This is a genomic window from Desulfobulbus oralis (assembly GCF_002952055.1).
Classification (GTDB): Bacteria; Desulfobacterota; Desulfobulbia; order Desulfobulbales; family Desulfobulbaceae; genus Desulfobulbus; species Desulfobulbus oralis.
This window is the reverse complement of record NZ_CP021255.1, coordinates 1,731,236-1,748,750: the sequence shown is the minus strand read 5'-3', so window position 1 is coordinate 1,748,750 and position 17,515 is coordinate 1,731,236. Positions and strand designations below refer to the sequence as shown.

9 protein-coding genes and 2 pseudogenes are annotated in these 17,515 nt (G+C 60.7%); 5 read left to right on the top strand and 6 right to left on the bottom strand.

The genetic code is table 11. The annotated features are described in order from the left end of the window. Positions 1–98 precede the first annotated feature (98 nt). From CAY53_RS14120 to CAY53_RS13215, 4 genes and pseudogenes are all read left to right on the top strand, one after another. A pseudogene (locus tag CAY53_RS14120) lies at positions 99–701 on the top strand (polymorphic toxin type 44 domain-containing protein); the annotation flags it as partial. Positions 702–941: 240 nt separating this feature from the next. After that, positions 942–9,008 (top strand): cadherin-like domain-containing protein, encoded by an 8,067-nt coding sequence (locus tag CAY53_RS07740; RefSeq protein WP_245874776.1) that lies wholly within the window; start codon positions 942–944, stop codon positions 9,006–9,008. An 86-nt stretch (positions 9,009–9,094) separates the two neighbouring features. Next, on the top strand, positions 9,095–9,673 hold the full coding sequence (locus CAY53_RS13220) for a transposase (RefSeq protein ID WP_219842640.1): 579 nt from the start codon (positions 9,095–9,097) through the stop codon (positions 9,671–9,673). After that, positions 9,670–10,410 carry a transposase gene (locus CAY53_RS13215; protein ID WP_219842639.1) on the top strand — a complete coding sequence of 247 codons (741 nt, stop codon included), beginning with the start codon at positions 9,670–9,672 and terminating at the stop codon, positions 10,408–10,410. The genes CAY53_RS13220 and CAY53_RS13215 overlap by 4 nt, the downstream gene beginning before the upstream one ends. Before the next feature lie 108 nt (positions 10,411–10,518). On the opposite strand, the gene CAY53_RS07730 is transcribed toward CAY53_RS13215, so the two are convergent. The 6 genes and pseudogenes from CAY53_RS07730 to CAY53_RS07705 all read right to left on the bottom strand — a co-directional run bounded on the left by CAY53_RS07730 (position 10,519) and on the right by CAY53_RS07705 (position 15,856). Beyond that, entirely contained in the window at positions 10,519–11,127 is a 609-nt protein-coding gene (locus tag CAY53_RS07730; protein WP_104936625.1) for an FmdE family protein, read from the bottom strand. Between the two features lie 14 nt (positions 11,128–11,141). Beyond that, positions 11,142–11,897, bottom strand: a complete 756-nt coding sequence (locus tag CAY53_RS07725) for an ABC transporter ATP-binding protein (RefSeq protein WP_104936624.1) — start codon at positions 11,895–11,897, stop codon at positions 11,142–11,144. Beyond that, positions 11,894–12,958, bottom strand: a complete 1,065-nt coding sequence (locus CAY53_RS07720; RefSeq protein WP_104936623.1) for a FecCD family ABC transporter permease — start codon at positions 12,956–12,958, stop codon at positions 11,894–11,896. The genes CAY53_RS07725 and CAY53_RS07720 overlap by 4 nt, the downstream gene beginning before the upstream one ends. Further along, positions 12,958–13,968: an iron ABC transporter substrate-binding protein gene (locus CAY53_RS07715; protein WP_245874775.1), complete on the bottom strand. Its 1,011-nt coding sequence runs from the start codon at positions 13,966–13,968 to the stop codon at positions 12,958–12,960. Before CAY53_RS07715 ends, CAY53_RS07720 begins: the two co-directional genes overlap by 1 nt. A 489-nt stretch (positions 13,969–14,457) precedes the next feature. After that, positions 14,458–14,715: pseudogene (tnpA, locus tag CAY53_RS07710) on the bottom strand (IS200/IS605 family transposase); the annotation flags it as partial. Positions 14,716–14,953: 238 nt separating this feature from the next. Continuing rightward, positions 14,954–15,856, bottom strand: a complete 903-nt coding sequence (locus CAY53_RS07705) for a substrate-binding periplasmic protein (protein ID WP_245874774.1) — start codon at positions 15,854–15,856, stop codon at positions 14,954–14,956. Between the two features lie 413 nt (positions 15,857–16,269). Here CAY53_RS07705 and CAY53_RS07695 point away from each other — a divergent pair, with 413 nt between their 5' ends. Next, complete coding sequence (locus tag CAY53_RS07695; RefSeq protein WP_104936620.1) at positions 16,270–17,454, top strand: 6-phosphofructokinase; 1,185 nt, start codon at positions 16,270–16,272, stop codon at positions 17,452–17,454. Positions 17,455–17,515: the final 61 nt, after the last annotated feature.

Here is a 17,515-nt window from a genome sequence, read left to right as displayed (position 1 = left end):
GCATTAATTACTTTTCAGTTTTAATATTTATAATTATATATTATTTAAGAAATAAAGAGTATTTTAGAATACAAAATTTTCTCATTGAATAATCTAATATGAGCATGGAGGATAAAATGAAAAAGAATAAAATTTATACTTCCAAAGATTTTGTAAATGACAACAAAATACCGTCGAATTTTGATTTCTCAACTTCAATACCAATACCTCCTGCTTTAGGGGGCATAATAGCAGTTACAGGTGTATCACCAGTCCCCGTAAATACTGGTGGCATTCCAACAGTGACCAACTTTTTATATGGTACCAAGAAAAAAGCATCTGTAAAAGACAATATTATAGAGGCACTAACATATAAAGAAAATCATAGCAGAGAAGAGACATTGATATGGTTTTACAACAAGGTTAGAAATGGAGGAGAATGGGACTATAAACAGCTTGATAAAAGTGAGCGTATAGAATTTAAGAAAAAATATGGTATAGATGTACAATCACAATATGAAGATTTTGGAAATTATAACTATGGAGCTGTAGCGAAAGCGATAGGACTTTCAGAAGAACTCACAGAAGCTGCAGCAGGTTATGCACAAGGAGTATCTGAAACCGGCAGCTCTATCATTGCTGTATGGAGAATGGTAAAAGACAAAGGAAATGGAGGCGCTTTTTCATATGGTGATGATATAGAAGACAATGAAATGATCAAAAAAGGCATTAATGCTGTAAAAGCATACATTGCTGAAAATGATCCAGGTATGGATGATGCTGTAGAAGATATGGCAATAAAAAAGTTTCTTAAAATGCCAACTCGAGAGATATTCGATGGTGATGGCCTGTCAGAAATGCCAGATAGCCTGATGAATTTTATAAAAATAGTTGCAATCCATGGTACGCTTAATCACTTGCGAGATAAAACGCCAAATCAGAACATTAATGATGATGACCTGGTGAATATTTCAGATTTTGACCCACCACTGTGGCATGGAACAGCCGAGGGCCTGGGCACTGCGCTCAAATCCATCTGGGACGCCATCAAAAGCGGCCCGCCAACCGCCCCGGCAGGGGAGTATACCTATCCCCATGCGCTTCCCTACTGGTGGCAGCTCGGTCCCCCCACCAGCATGACCAAGCCTGGTGATGCGGCAGGAGATCATGCCGCGGGAACTGATGCCAGAGGCTATGAACAGGAGTACCTCACGAAAGCGGAGTATGAGGCGCACTTGCGCGGGCAGTTGGGGCTGCCGGAAGGAGCGCCGCTCATCCTGACTGCCTCTGTGGATGAACTCTGGAATCTCCCCGCCAGACTTCGCCCCGAGGCTGCGCAATCCGGCGATGCCTCCGGGATTGTCCACCTGAGCGACCAGTCGAAGGTCCCGGCAGAAGGCGAGGGGCCCGGGCCGGAGGGGCTCGATCCCGGGGACTACATGGCGGATCTGGAACTGCTCTGGCAGCAGGGCTTTTTGGATGAGCACGGGGCATATACCCAGGCAGGGGCAGAGTGGCTGGCCGGGATTATGGCCCAGGCCGGGGCGGATGGGCAGGAAGGGGCTGAGGCTGCTGGCTCCGGTCAACCCGGTCTTGCAGGAGAGGCGGCTGGCGGTGAGGGGGAGCTGGCTGCGGCCTATGCCGCATGGGCGGCGTCCGAGGAGGCGCGGCAGGAGCGGGAGAGCAGTCTGGCTGCGGCCGAGGGGCGGCTGCGGCTGACCACGGCGATAGAGAGCAGAGACGGGGTTGCGATTGCCAGGGAACTGGTGAACAGCATCAACACGGTGGACATCGCGGCCATGCAGCGGGACAAAGGGAGCCTCTTCGGCGGGCAGGCGGATGCGGCCCATGTGGGGCTCTCCAGCGTGGGCGATGCGCTCGATCTGGCGCAGGCCCTGCACCATGGCGAGGGCTGGAACGCGGTATCGAGCACAGCGGCCCTGGTGCGGGATATCGACAGCTTTGTGCAGGCCAATGGTGGGGGCAGTTTTCTGGGCGAGCAGGGCGGGATCACGCTGTCCGCCCTGGGCTCGGCCCTGCACTTCGGGGCGGCGCTGGACGGGGGCGACGGCTTTTCGATAGCCGCCTCCGGCCTCCATCTGGCCAGCGACATCGGCAACTACCTGGATTCGGGGAGCACCAGCCTCAGTCCGGGTCCGGAAGCGGGCAGCGGGCTGACGGCCCTGTCCGGGGCGGCCTCCGCGGCCTCGCTGGCGCTGGACCTCAGGAACCTGAGCGAGGCGCTGGAGTCCGGCAATGTGAAGGATATGGCGGTCAGCGGGGGGCATACGGCGGTGTCGGCGCTGGGGACCTATGACGCGCTGTCGAAACTGGCCGGGGGCACGGGCACGACGCTGGCGGCGGATCTGGTGCCTGTTGTGGGCTATGCGACCTCTGTCGTGCAGCTTCTGGACGGGGACACGCAGGGCGCGGGTCTGAGCGCGGCCACGACCACCGGGGCGGTGGCGCTCGGCAATGCGACTGCGGCGAGCGCCGCAGCGGGTACCACAGCCGGGGCAACGGCCGGGGCAGGGGCCACGGCGGGTTCGGGCATGAGCACGGCAGCAGCGGGCAATGCGGGCGCTGCGGTCACGGCCGCGGTGGCGGTGGTGGAACTCTGCGAGGGCGAGTATGCGGACGCTGCGGTGGACGCGGCGTGCGCGGCGCTGATGTATTTTGGCGGTGGATATGGCATAGCGGCGGCGGTGGCGATTCAGGTGGTGCGGGCGCTGTTCTTTGGTCATCATTCTGCGCCGTCGGCGAGCGGCAGCTTTATGATCGACGCGGACGGCCATGTGCAGGTGGAGGGGGTGTACGGCGGGGACTCGGGCATGCGGGATCAGGCGCTGGAGTTTGGCGAGTCCCTGCTGCCGGTGATCCAGAGCTATGTGAACGGCGGCGGCAGGGCCCGGATTGACGGCAGTCTGCCGCACTTTGTGCTGAAGCAGGGCGAGCCGGTGCAGTTCGAGTATCCGAGCACGGACGGCGTGGGGAAGGTGAGTGTTCTGGTGGAGGACAGCAGCCAGGCGGGGCGGGAGCTCTTGGGGGTTTTGTACGCGCGCGACCGTGGGGCCAGTGTGGAAGCGGCCATGAAATCGGCGACCGATGTTCATGGCTTTGTGGACGAGGCCCGGATGGGCGCGATTCTGGCAGGCCAGGGCTTTGTGAAAGACGGGCTGACCTGGAAGTACGGGGAGACGAGGAGCCGGGACTGCGGGAGCTGGGGCACGGGGGTATTCCAGGGCGGTGGCCAGCAGGGCCCGGTGGGTCGATGCTTTGTGGCCAGGGACGAGCAGGTGCTGTCCCTGCCGCTGCGCGAGGAGGCGAGGTCTGGCCGGCAGGTGGGGGCGATTCTCGGGGCGCGGAGCCTGGGCGGGGCCTTTGTGGACTATGGGAGCGAGCTGTTCCTGCTGGGTCTGGGCGGGCTCTTGGGGCCTGCGGGCACAGCCGTGGCGGCCTCTGGAGCGGGGTCTCGCGGCGCTGCGGCGGGCCAGGCCCCGGGCCCCGGGTATGTGCGGCCCCTGGACGGGCTGGAGCATGGGCTCTACGAACGGCTGCTGGCATCCGGGCTGCCCGGGGCGCAGGGCCCGGCGGAGGCGGAGCCTGCCGCGGTCGGCGGGATCTCCGGGAAGCTTTTGGCGGGCTATGCGGGGCTCTCCGGTCTTTCCGGGGCGGAGCTGGAGTCCTTTGTGGCTGCGGAGTGGGCGGGTTTGCAGCGGCAGGGCAATGTGTTTTCGGAGCTGCCGCGGACTTCGTCCTACTACCACCGGGGCGGGGTTGCGGGCACGGTGCTGCACGAGGACGGGAGCCGGGCCGCGCCGGAACCGCCGGCCGGGCCCTGGTGGCACGGCTGGGAGGGCCGTGCGGCTGCCGCGCCCCCTGGAGAGACGCTTTTTGACACCATGCTGGGCATGAGCCTGGGTCAGTCCGCGAGCGGGCGTCAGGTCAGTGCCCGGGCCTGGCAGGCCCTGCACGACGAGCCCCCTGCCCCTCTGCCTCCGGAGGTGGAACAGGGGGCTTTTTTTATCGCCCCGCAGGATTCCAGTCTGCGCTTTGTGGAGTCGCAGCTTGCGCACGAGGCCGGCTTTGGGCTGGAGGCGGAGGGTCTGCGCTTTGTGGGTCTGGGTGGGGCGGAGCATGGCCGGGTGTACAGGGATGTCAACGGGGATCTTCGTTTTGAGGCGGAGGCCGGCTTCAGCGGTCAGGCCTCCTTTCTGTACCAGCTTGCGGACAGTGCGGGCCGGATCATCACCCGGCGGGCCCTGGTGGATGTGTACGACGTCAACGAAGCGCCGGAGCTTGCAGACGACGCCTTTACCCTGGCCATGGGCACGCCCTTTCAGCTCTCGCAACTGCTGGCCAACGACCGGGATGGGGACGGGGACACCCTGCATCTGGATCACTTCCGGGGCATCAGCCACGGCCGGGTCACGGAGCGGGGCGGCGAGCTGGTGTTTGAACCCGAGCCCGGTTTTACCGGCGATATCGATTTCAGCTATTTCGCCTGTGACCGGCCTGGAGCCTATCCGGAGATGGGGCATGCGCGGCTGAGCTATGTGAATGCGAACGGCGCGCCGGCTTTGCAGAACGACCGCTTTCTGATGCTGGAGGACGGGGAGCTGAGGCTTTCGGCAGGGCAGCTGCTGGCGGGCGACCTGGGTGAGGGGCTGGAGCTGCTCTCGGTACAGGGCGCCGCGCACGGCCGGGTGCGCCTGAACGCGGACGGGAGCATCGGCTTCCGGCCTGATGCGGACTACTTTGGCAGGGAGGCGGGCTTTTCGTATACGGCCAGGAGCGCCAGCGGGGCGGAGGCTTCGGCCTGGGTCAGTGTCGGGGTGCTGAACGTGCAGGACGCGCCTGTGGTCGCGGCCACGAGCATCGCTCCGGTCTCCGGAGCGGGCTTCGCCCTGACGCCCGGGGCGGTGGCGGCCTTTGTGCATGACGCGGACGGGGACAGCCTGCGTTTGAGCAGTGTCACCAACGTTTCAGGCGGGCATGTGGAGCAGCGGGGTGGGGTCTGGACCTTTGTGGCGGACGCGGGCGCGGACCGTGCCTCCTTTGACTATGAGGCGGACGACGGGCACATGGGCAGGGTGAGTGGTCATCTGGAGTTTGGGGTGAGCGCCTCTGCCCCGGCTGCGGCCGGCAGCCCGACAGCCAGTCCGGTCGGGAGCGGGACGCCCTCCCCTGCCCCGCCTGCCGGGCCGTCGGGCCATGGCTCCGGGGCTGCGGTGAACCGGGCGCCGGAGGCCATTGCCGAAAGTCTCGCCCTGCCCTGGGAAACGGATCTGCGCTTTGATGCCAGGACCCTGAGCCGTTTTGTGCGGGATGCGGACGGGGATCAGCTCTCCCTCTCCGCGCTGCAGGTGCAGAGCGGGAAGGGTCGGGTGCTTTCGGAGCAGGGCTGTTTTGTCTTCCGGCCGGAGGCGGGCTTTACCGGCCCGGTGACGCTTTCCTATGTGGCGACAGACGGCCGGGCGGAGCACAGCGGCCTGCTGCAGGTCGGGGTGGAGCTGGCGGACCGGCCCACGGTCTTTGGCGAAGACCGCTATACGACAAGGGAGGAAGAGGCGATACGGATCGATCCGGCAGCGCTTCTGGCAAACGATACGGATAAAGACGGGGCGCTCGCCTTTGTGGCTGCCCACGGGGCGGTGCACGGGACGCTTGCCGAAGACGGGGCGGGGCAGATCGTTTTCACGCCGGCTGCGGACTACTTCGGGGCAGATGCGGGCTTTCGCTACACGGTGCGGGATGCGGCGGGGCACGAGGCCTCGTCCTGGGTGAGCGTCGGGGTGGCAAACGTCAACGACGCGCCGGTGCTGCGCTATGACCGGGTCAGTCTGCCCGAGGATCAGCCCTGGGTTCTGGACAGCCGGGCCCTGAGCCGTTTCGTGCATGACGCGGACGGCGACAGCCTGAGCCTGAGCGCGGTGAGCCATGCCAGCGGCGGGACGCTGAGCCTGAAGAACGGGCTGTACACCTTTGTCCCGGATGCCGATTACTACGGGCCCGCGGGCTTTGACTACGTGGTCACGGACGGTCATGGGGCCGCCCTGTCCGGGCATATGGCCATGGACATCCTGCCGGTGAACGATCTGCCCCGTGTGGCGCTGCAGAGTGCGGGCACAGAGGAAGACGGGATCGTGTCCTTTTCGGTGGCCGCGCTTCTTGCAGGCGCCCATGACGTGGAAGACGGGAAGGAACTGCGCTTTGGCGGCATTGACAGTACGCTTTCGGGCGATGCCTGGGTGCGGGGCGACACGCTCTTCTTCCAGCCGGACGAGAACTTCAACGGCCAGGCCTTTGTACGCTACCGGGTGCTGGATACGGAAGGCGGCGTGGGCTTCGGCCATGTCAGGGTCCAGGTGAGCGGCACGCCGGATGCGCCTGTGGCCGAGGATGACAACGACCTTGTGGCCTGGAGCAACGGGCGCTATGACAACGTGTACAGCGGGGCCGCCCTTCTGGCCAACGACCATGACGCGGACGGGGATCCGCTGACCCTGTTGAGCGTGGGGCCGGCAGAGCATGGCAGCGTGTCGGTGGACAGTCTGGGCGGGATCCACTATCGGGCGCCTGCAGACAACTGGGTGGGCTTCGACAGCTTCAGCTACCGGATCACGGACGGCAGGGGCGGTTTCTCGGAGGCAAGGGCCACGCTCGAGGTCAGGCCCAATACTTCGCCCGATGTGTACGACGAGGTGCTGACCACGAAGGAAGATACGGTTTCGGCGCTGCCCCAGCGCCTGCTGCTGAAAAACGACCAGGATCCGGACGGCGACCATCTCTTCATCAGTTCTGTGGGCGAGGCCAGCCACTGCCAGGTGCAGCTCCTGGCGGACGGCAGCGTGCTCTTTGTGCCGGAACAGAACTTTAACGATTGCTATCCGGGCCAGGCGAGCTTTGCCTACACGGTGACGGACGGGATCAGCCAGGGCACCGTGGGGCGTGCGTATTTCGAGATCGAGCCGGTGAACGACGCGCCCCTTGTCCAGTCGGAAGTGCTGTTCGGCGCGGTGGAAGACAATCAGTTCCTCTTCAACGTGGGCCAGCTCATGAAGGGCGTCACGGATGTGGAAATGGCCTCGCCCTATGAGCAGGACAGCGTCCACTTTGCAGGCGGGCTGTCGGCGGAGCACGGCAGCCTCGTTTGGGACAGGGCCACGGACAATATCCTGTACACGCCGAACCGGGACTTCAGCGGGCTGGAGCGCTTCAGCTACCAGGTGGCTGACGCCCAGGGCGCGGTGACGACCGGCGTCTCCGGCATCTACGTGCAGCCGGTGAACGACGCGCCGCTGACCCAGTCCGACTACGGCGAGGCTGCGGAAGAGGTGGTGTGGAACAACTACAGGATCAGCGCGCTTCTGGGCAACGACTATGACGCGGACGGGGACCAGCTTTCGCTTGTGAACCCGCAGGTGAGCCAGGGGCGGGCCCAGGTGCGGATCAGCAATGGCAATCTCTCCGTGCGGCCGGCGGAAGGCATGGCCGGCAGGCGGATAGTGGTGGACTATACGGTGAGCGACGGGCATGGCGGCGAGACGCCCAGCCAGCTGATCATCAACCGGGTGCTGGACCACAACTACGCGCCCAGCTTCACCGGCCTGTACCGCATCACCAACCAGGACATCCACGGGAGCCATGGAGATGAAGACGGCTGGCAGACCTTCAGCTTCCATGTGGAGGACAAAAACGGGGGCAACAGCTGGAGCTACGACTGGGGCGACATCATGGCGATCCACGGCGCCCTGGGTTCATCGACCAGCTACGGCAAGCACGAACTGTTCGATTACGGCAACGGTCACTTCAAGTTTGGTTTTGACCGGATGCCCGGCTCACGCGCGAATATGCACATAACAGCGGTTGATTACCAGGGCGCGACCGGGACGATAACGGTCAACCTGACGAAGCTGGCCGGGGCTGTGGGCATCCACCGCTACTCGCCGGTGGTGTTCGATCTGGAGGGGGACGGGCTGGAGCTTCTGGCCCTGGACTCCGGGCCGGCTTTTGACTGGAACCGGGACGGGGTGGATGAAAAGACGGGGTGGATAAGCGGCAGGGACGCCTTTCTGGCCTATGATTACAATGGGGACCGGATGATCGACCGTGCGGACGAACTCATGCTGAGCGAGTACACGCCCGGCGCCATGAGCGACCTGGAGGGGCTGCGCAGTTTTGATACCAACAAGGATCAGGTCTTTGACAGCCAGGACGGGAAGTGGTCATCCTTTGGCCTCTGGCAGGACAAAAACAGCAACGGCGTGACGGACACAGGCGAGTTCCGGACCCTGGACGAGGCGGGGATCGCGGCCATCGATCTGCGGGGCGAAGAGGGCGGCGGCGAGCAGGCAGGCGGCAGCATCCTGGGCACGGTGAGCTTCACGCGGACGGACGGAAGCACCGGCACAGCGGCCGATGTGGCCCTGTATGGGGAGGAGTTCGCGCTGGAACAGGCGGGGCCTGAGGACGGGGCCGCAGGAAGCGCCGGCCGGCCAGACCCCTCCGGAGGCTCTGCCGCCTCTTCCGCCGGGAGCGACAGCGGCGTCCGGGAAAGTCTGGCCGGCGCGGGCCAGAGTGCCGGCGGGGGCAGCCAGACTGACAGCGGAGCGGAGCAGAGCCTGAGCGCTGAATCCGGAGGCCTTGAAGCGGCCGCCGGCGCTGCCACCGCAGACGACAGCAGCGGCCAGGAAAGCCTGGCCGGCTCGGACCAGAGTGCCGGCGGGGCGGATGCATCGGAAGAACCCGCCGCTGCCGGGAGCGACAGCAGCGCCCAGGAGAGCCTGGCCGACGCCGGCCAGACAAATGGGGGAGAGGGCGAGGCGGCAGACATTGCAGTGCCTGCCTGCTGCTCCGAGGCCCAGCTCAATACCCTCTCGGCCCAGATCGCCTCAGACCTGGCCATGGCCCCGGAAGACAGCACAGCCCAGGCAGATGCCGTCAGCCTCGTCAGCCCGGCGGACGTCACCAGCGACATCCACCAGCAACTCGACGACTTCCAGGACAACACCTCGCCTTTCGGATGAACAACCCGTATTTATCAGCCCGTTGAAAAAGTCTTCAGGTAAGGCATAATGGAGTACAGGCGATCAAATTGTGTCGAGGAGGCAGTATGAGTCCTGGTCGGAGACAGGCAGAGCAGAAGAGCATGTGGCTGATCTATGATCAGCTGCCCCAGAGTCAGGGGCATGTCTTTTACGAGCGGCTGCAGAAGCTCCTGCACCAGAAAGCATTTGACGCCTTCCTCGAAAAGCTCTGTGCGCCCTTCTACGCCGAAAGACTCGGCCGCAAATCCATCCCGCCGGGCCGCTCTTTCCGCATGCTTTTGATCGGCTACTTCGAGGGCATCGACTCTGAACGCGGCATCTGCTGGCGTTGTAGCGATTCCCTATCTCTGCGCGAATTCCTCGGGCTCGGCCCCACCGAATCCGTGCCTGATCATTCCTCCCTGTGCCGCATCCGGGGGCGCCTGCCGCTGGAGGTGCATCACGAAGTCTTTGTGTTTGTCTTGGGGCTTTTGGAAAAGGCCAGTTTGCTCAAAGGGAAATATCTGGGCATCGACGCCTCTAGCATGGAGGCGAATGCTGCCATGAAGAGCATTGTCCGTCGGGATACGGGCGAGACGTATCAGGAAATGCTTGAACGCCTGCCGAAGAGAGCGGCATCAGGACGCCGAGCAGGGCGGAATTGATCGCCTTTGACCGCAAGCGCCAGGAAAGAAAGACCTCCAACAAGGATTGGCAATCGAGCACCGATGAGGACGCACGCACAGCCAAACTCAAGGATGGCCGCACCCACATGGCGTACAAGCCCGAGCATGTGGTTGATCTGGAGTCTGGAGCCATTGTTTCGGCTGTGGTGCATCCTGCGGATCGGGGTGATACCACAACGCTTGCCACCACACTTGACGACGCCCAGGCCAAGCTGTGCGCGGTCAGGGACAAGGAAGGAGCGCCCGGCATTGACGAGCCCTTTGCTCTGGTGGCGGACAAGGGCTATCACAGCCGGAACGTACTGAAGGATTTGCCGGATTCCTGCACAAGCCGGATCAGTGAAGCGGCGCACAAGGGGCGATTGCGCTGGAAAGGCGACATGGATGCCCGGGATGCGGTGTACGGGAACAGGAAGCGGATCAGTTCCAGTACGGGCAAGGCGCTGATGCGGGCGCGGGGCGAGCGGGTGGAACGCAGTTTTGCCCACTGTCCTGACCGGGGGCGGCATGCGGCGGGTGCATCTTCGCGGGCTGGCCAATGTGGAGAAGCGCTACATCATCCATGTTGCCGGGTTCAATTTGGGGATCCTGCTGCGGGCCCTGTTTGGTGTTGGCAGCCCCAGGGGCTGGGCCGATGCCCCTGCAGCACTGCTTTTTGCTCAAATCGGCAACCTGAGCCTGCTCATATTGGTCATTTGGCTGCCGAATACGGCTGATGCTTCGGATTGTGTTATGGATTCCACCCATAAGCGCTTTTGTTCCGGTCCGCCCCGGTAGCCCGGTGCCTGGGGACAAGCCCCGGCACCCGCCCGGGCTGCCGCTGCTCAGACCTTCTGCTCAACCTTGGCAAAACAGGGAATGCAGAGGGTCTGCCCGCCAAAACGCCTGGTTCTCGATTCCATGGTGTTTTCACCGCAATGCTCACAGCGAAGGCTCGCCAGAATCCGGGGCGGCTTGGGCAGCCCCTGCGTTTGCGGCGTCATCAGAAACATTTCCCGCAGAGGCAGATGCATAAGCCTTTCCTGCAGGGAGTGGCGCAGTTCACCCAGCCGCTGTTTGTCTTGGTCGCTGGCCTGGCCTGTACGGATTTTCTCCGCCAGTTGCCTCATCTCCTCTTCCAGACCGCCTCGCGCCTCCGGATTCAGCACCGCCCTGAATCCCTTACCCGTATCGCGGCAAAAAAAGGAAAAGGCCATCTTGCCGTAATCGCGGTGGATGAGATTGCCCTTGCCCAGGGTCGCGCCGGTGAGAAACTGAATGGCATCCACTCCGCACATGTCTGTTTCCACAACGGCAACGATCTCGTCGTCGCTCGGATTATCCAGTTCGCATTGGGCCAACTCGGCCGCGCGTATACCAATGGCCAAGCCAGGGCACAGATGCCCGTGAAAGGCAATGGCTGCCTCGATTTGCTGTTTGGAAAAATAGCTCATAACCCTGCTCCTTCTCATGTGCGGGGCAGCACCACGGGCTGTCCCTCAAGCTGGTGAATACAGACCGGCAGGCCATAGACCTGCTCGATAACCGCCGGAGAAACCTCATCCGGTGCTGCTATGGCGTGGATGACGCCGTCTTTCAAAAAAAGGGTTTGGTCCACATAGCGCAGAGCCATATTGAGGTCATGCATGGTCATGACCGCCGCGATGCGCTGTTCTTTCACGATGCGGCGGATCAGGGCCATGATCTCGACCTGATTTTTCAAGTCCAGTGCACTGGTCGGTTCATCCAGCAGCAGCAGGGATGGCTCCTGCACCAGGGCCCGGGCAATGCAAACCTTTTGCAGCTCCCCTCCGCTCAGGGTATCCACATAGCGCATGGACAGGGGCTCGAGTCCCATCGCGTGGATCACAGTTTCAGCCCTGTTCCGGTCCGCTTCCTTCATGTGCCAACGGATATGCGGGGTGCGCCCCATCAGCACGGCATCGAACACCTTCAATCGCGAGGTCTCGTTCTTCTGGGAGACATAGGCTATGTCACGGGCAATGACTGCTGAACGCAGGCTCAGAATATCACGTTCCTCCACCAGCACCGCTCCTTTGGCGGGCCGGTGCATGGCGTTGATACACTTGAGCAGCGTTGTCTTACCCACCCCATTGGGCCCAAGAATCGCCAGCAGCTGTCCCCGCTCCAGGGAAAAATCGATGCCGCGCAGCAGCAACTGCCTGTTGTAGCTAAAGTGCAGGCCATTGACCCTCAGCATCATGCCCGCTGCCCCCGGATGATGAGCCACAGGAATGCCGGCGCGCCAAGAAAAGCGGTGAGCACGGAGACCGGCAGCAGATGGGGCATGAGCAGGAGGCGAGCGGTCGTATCGGCGAGCAGAAGGAGCAGTGCGCCGCCCACAAACGAGGCAGGCAGCAGAAAACGGTGATCCGCACCAATGAGGCGCCGGAACATATGGGGAACGATCAGCCCCACAAAACCGATAATCCCCAGAAAGGCGATGAAGACGGCGGTCAGCAGGCTGGCCAGGAACATGCCCCGTACGCGCAGCTGCCCCACCCGGATCCCCAAACTGCGGGCCGTTTCCTCACCCGCATCAATGGCGTTGTAGTTCCAGCTGTTCAGCCAGAAATAGAGAAAACAGGCCAGGGTCACGGCGCTCATCAGGTACAGTTCCCGCCAGGAGGCCCGGGCCGCATCGCCAAAAGTCCAGAAGACCATGGCCGCCAACTGTACATCTGAGGCGAAATACTGCAGAAACATGGTCGCAGCCGTAAACAGCGAACCCAGGGCGACCCCGGTCAGCACCATGGTTTCCGGCTTGGCGCCACGCAGGCGAGAAATGGCCACAATAACGGCCGAGGCGGCCAGACTGAGCAGAAAAGCAGACACCGCGGTAGCGTATGGATGGGTAAGGCTGACCGCTGTGCGTCCTGATGTGGTAAAACCGGAACCCAGCATGACCGCCAGCGCGGCGCCAAAGGCCGCGGCATGGGATATGCCCAGTGTAAAGGGCGAACCAAGGGGATTGCGCAGAATGGCCTGCATCACCACGCCGGCCACGGAGAGCCCGGCTCCCGCAACCACCGCTGTCAATGCCTGCGGCAAACGGATGCCCCGCACAATAGCATTCACCCGCTGTTCCGAAGACAAACCCAGCAGGCTCTGGAAGACATCCGAGACCGGCACTCTGGCCGAGCCCAATCCCAGGGAAAGGAGCATGGCCAGGGCGAGTGCCAGCGCCGTCAGTGTAATGACGGTGCTTTTCCAGCCCAGGTAACGGGAATATTCCCCGGACACCTGGCCTTGGCCTGCCTGCATCAGGGCACCGCCAGACGAACGAAGGCCTGATTGGCAAAAAGAGCGTTCATCCGAGCAAACACAGGCTTGCCAACGACGAATTCATAGATCTGGTCGGCTTTGGCAGCCGGATCGATGTCCTGAAAGCGTTCGGGATACAGCACCTTGCCGATGAAATAGGCATTGGCGAGAATGGATTCAAAATTCTGGGAATACCAGTTGTAGGGCAGCACACCGTAGACCCGCCCCTCCCGCACGCTTTTCAGGATCGCATAGGCGGGGTCTGTGCGCAACTCGTGTAGGGCGCTCTTCTCTTCGCCCAGTTGCAGGGTGGAGAGATCGACAAAGAGATAGTCCGGGTTCCAGGCAAGAATCTGTTCCTTGGCCACCTCGGAATTGGTCATCTTTTTGCCCGCACCGGTGTGGGCAAGGTTATGGGCACCCAAAAAAACAAAGGGCGGATAGTTGGCCTCCGTGGACTGAAAGCCGTGCGGTCCTTTGAAGGCCACCCCGCCCAGGTACACGGAAGGGCCCTGGTCTTCGGGAATGTCGGCGGTGCGGGACTGCAGGTCTTCAATAGCCTGTTCAAAAAAAGCGACCACCGCATCGGCCCGCTCCTTTTTGCCGATGATTTCTCCCATCAGCCGCAGGGAGCGCTGAAAGTGCTGACGCCGCTGAACCAGATCGCCACCGCCCACGACGACTACCGGAATCCCGGTTTTGGTCTGCAGCTCGTCAGGATCATAGCCTGTGCCGCCGAAGACCTTGAAGATGAGCTGGGGTTGGGGCGAAAGGCTCAGGATCTGCTCCGGATTGTCCTGACCACGGAATTGACCGAATACCGGCATGGTCTTGAATTGCGGATTGGCCAGCGCATAGGGGCGGCCGTCCAGTTCGTTGCGTCTGGTTTCGATGTCATCGACCGCCACAATCATGTGCTGGCCCTGCAGGTAGCTGAGCAGACGCAGGCAGCCCGAGCCGGAACAGATCACATGCTCCACCCTGTCCGGAATGACGACCTTGCGGCCCATGAGATCTGTCACCGTACGTGAGAAACACTGGCCCGCGGAAAACAACACCAGCAAAACTGCGCAGACAAAACGGATCATGACGGCTCACTCGTTGGTAGAAGTTCGTATTTGCTCAAGGTCTTTCAGAAAGCTGCTGAAAAAGGCGTGAAAAACAGCTTGAATGTAGTAGTTCTAGGAGTATGATGTCAAGGGATTTGTAATACAAAATACCAAAAGATATTATCAGTGACAGCCCCATGAACCTGTGCTTCCGCAGCCGCGCGGCCACATGTATACCAATGACCGGGGCACAGATGACTGTGAAAGGCCAAGGCAGCCTCGAACTGCCCTTGGGCCACGCAGCTCAATAGCCCGTTGAAAAAGTCGCAGCAGCGCACAATGCGAGTAAAAATTTTCGTCAGACAGAGCCACAACTCACTGATTCTACGTTACTTGAAAATTGAAATTCCTGTAGCGTGGAACGCTGAAATATAGTTTTTCAACAGCCTGTTATGGAGCCAAGGTAAAATCGTCATCGTGGGCTCGCTCCTCCAAGTCCTGCTCTGCAATATATTGCATGATGACATCGTCTGTGACATTGCCTGAACTGGTGGCAAAATATCCGCGGCCCCACAGATGACGGCCCCAAAATTGCCCGGACAAACGTCGGTTTTCTGCAAGCAACTTGCGTGAGCTTTTCCCTTTTATGCGGCCAACCAATTTACTCACAGAAATCTGTGGAGGAAGCGAAACAAACAGATGCACATGAAGTCTTCGCCTCAAGGCGAGGTATTTTCTCCCATTCCCAGAAAGAGACATTAATCAGGCAAGAAGTTGAGTTCGTCTTCTTTATGTATCCTGGTCCACAGCTGTCGCGCAAATTTCAACAAAAAACCAGGAAATACCATATTGATATTGGCGGTTTAATCAGCAATGGGCCAGCACGGCTCTATACTGCCTCGCGAAAAGGAGGATTGATCGGCACCCCCCGACCTTGCTAAGCGTATCACAGCGTTTTTTTCATATATATTTTGTTGTTTAACTCTATAAGACAGCAGAGTTCCTCGTCAAACCAGCGCTTACGAAGCCTGCCCATGGTGCCGTCGTTTTCCATTTCAGCTATGGCCCTGTCAAATTGGTCGCGCAGCGCGGCCTCGCTTTTACGCAGAGCAAAGGCTGATCTGTCTTTGGCAAAACTCCCCGGCAGTATGCGAAAAACCCCGGGATTATGTTTGACATAATAATATGCTGTCACCTTGTCAACCACAGTGGCGTCCACCTCGCCCCCCATCATACTGATCAGGCAGGATTCATTCGTGTCAGTTTGAATTGCGGCAACCGGACCGGATTTGCCCCTGAATTTCTCAACTATGGGAATAATGAAAGAACCCTCAAGGACGCAGACCGTCTTGGTGCCCAGATCATCCTGTTCTTTGACAGGCGAATCTGCGAGAACGACGGTTACCTGTGCGTTGTTGATGATAGGTTGCGTAATGGAGTAACTGACTTTACGCTTATCTGTGATGCTCAGGGCAGAGGCGATGACATCAATGGTGCCGCTGTTGAGAATCTCGGTTTTCCGAGGCCAATCTATTGCTGTAAATTCCATATCCTTACCAATTCGCCTGCCTATTTCGCGCAAGACGTCAACCTCAAAGCCAATCAAAACAGACTGGGCATCCTTGAAGTAAACGGGCGGCGTGTCTCCCGTACCGCCCACTTTCAACCTGCCTTCAGCACTGGCAGTGCCCCCCCCCCCCCCACACACACACACACACACAGCGGCGAGCAGAGCAACGACAATGGATTTCTGCAACAAGAAACCTGATTTTTTGTACAACATCGCTTTTTTCCCCTTTCCCATCATTTTTCTGAGTTTGCCAAAAGTACGGTCATGAACAGTCTTCATCGTCCCCCGGAATCCGCCTGCCCTAACAAATTCCAAGTCTGAAACTTCTTAAGGCTGGTTGAAAATAACAGCTTCAAAAGGACGAGGTCAAGCAGTTTGTAAAAGAAAATATTATAAATTACGGATTTGTGACTGAGAAGCTCCCCCCTCAGCCGCCCTGCCCCACCAAGCATCATGGGCAGTTGCCCTGTTCCACGAAACGGGTCTGATCCGTTGAACGCGACCATCCGCGTTTCTGCTGTGGTGCGAAAGATTCCGCCCCTGCCGGAAAACTGCCTGGCAGGCACGTGTGGAGGTGCTGCGCATCGCTGCATAATTGTACTTGATGTTCCACCAAAAACCTGACACCTTAGGTGCAGGAGTGCTGGCACTGGGCCGGCGCCGTACACCGCGCCAGCGGAAAGCGAGGCACTATGACAACCTGTATTGGAGTTCTGACAGCTGGTGGCGACAGCCCGGGTCTCAACGCCGCCATCCGGGCCATCGGCAAAAACGGCGCAGGCCGCGGCATGCACATCATCGGCTTCCGCGACGGCTTCCGAGGCCTCATGGAGAACCGCACCGTTGCCCTGGAGGGCGACATTCTCTCCGGCATTCTCACCCAGGGCGGCACCATCCTGGGCACAAGCCGCGACAAACCCCACAAGATGCCCATGGGCGGGCAGTTGCAGGACATGACCGGGGTGATGCTCCACAACTATCAGCGCCACAATCTGGAGGCCCTGATCTGCATCGGCGGCGGCGGCACCCAGAAAAACGCCTTCCGCCTCTCCAGGCTGGGCATGAACATCATTACCCTGCCCAAGACCATCGACAACGACGTGGCAGCCACCGACATCACCTTTGGCTTCGATACCGCGCTGTCCGTGGCCACCAGCGCCATCGACCGGCTGCATTCCACAGCCCACAGCCACCACCGCATCATCGTGGTGGAAATCATGGGCCACAATACCGGCTGGCTGGGCCTGGGCGCCGGGCTGGCCGGCGGGGCCGACGTGATCCTCATCCCCGAGATTCCCTACGACGTCAACACCGTGGCCCAGGCCGTGCGGCGGCGCCAGCATCACGGCAAGAACTTCAGCATTGTGGCCAGCTCCGAGGGAGCGCTTTCGATAGACGATGCGGCCAGACTGGCAAGGCTCAGGGCAGCCAGGGACGCGGCCAGGGCGGCCAAAGACGCGGAACGGAAAAAGGCGGCGGAAGCGGCACTGGCAGATTTTGCCCGCGAACACGAGGCCCATTCCATCAAGCTCTCACGCGAGCTGGAGACCCTGACCGGCCTGGAAAGCCGGGTCACGATTCTGGGATATCTGCAGCGGGGCGGCACCCCCAGCGCAGCAGACCGCATTCTGGCTACCCGGCTGGGGACCGCCTGTGTCGAAGCTGTTGCGGCGGGGCAATATGGCAAGATGGTTGCGGTGGCGGGCGAAGGCACCAAACTGGTGGAACTGGCCGATGTGGTGGGTAGGCTGAAATATGTGCCCAAAGACCATCCCTGGGTCAGGGCCGCCCTGCAGACCGGCGTCTCCTTGGGCAATCCGGATTTTGCCGACCTGCAGGGCAGGAAGCTGAAAATGGACACGGCAAACGGAGAGTAAAAGCCATCGCACCATCAACAGCGCCGAGATCCCCGATCAGGCTGTGTGACGACAGGCATTT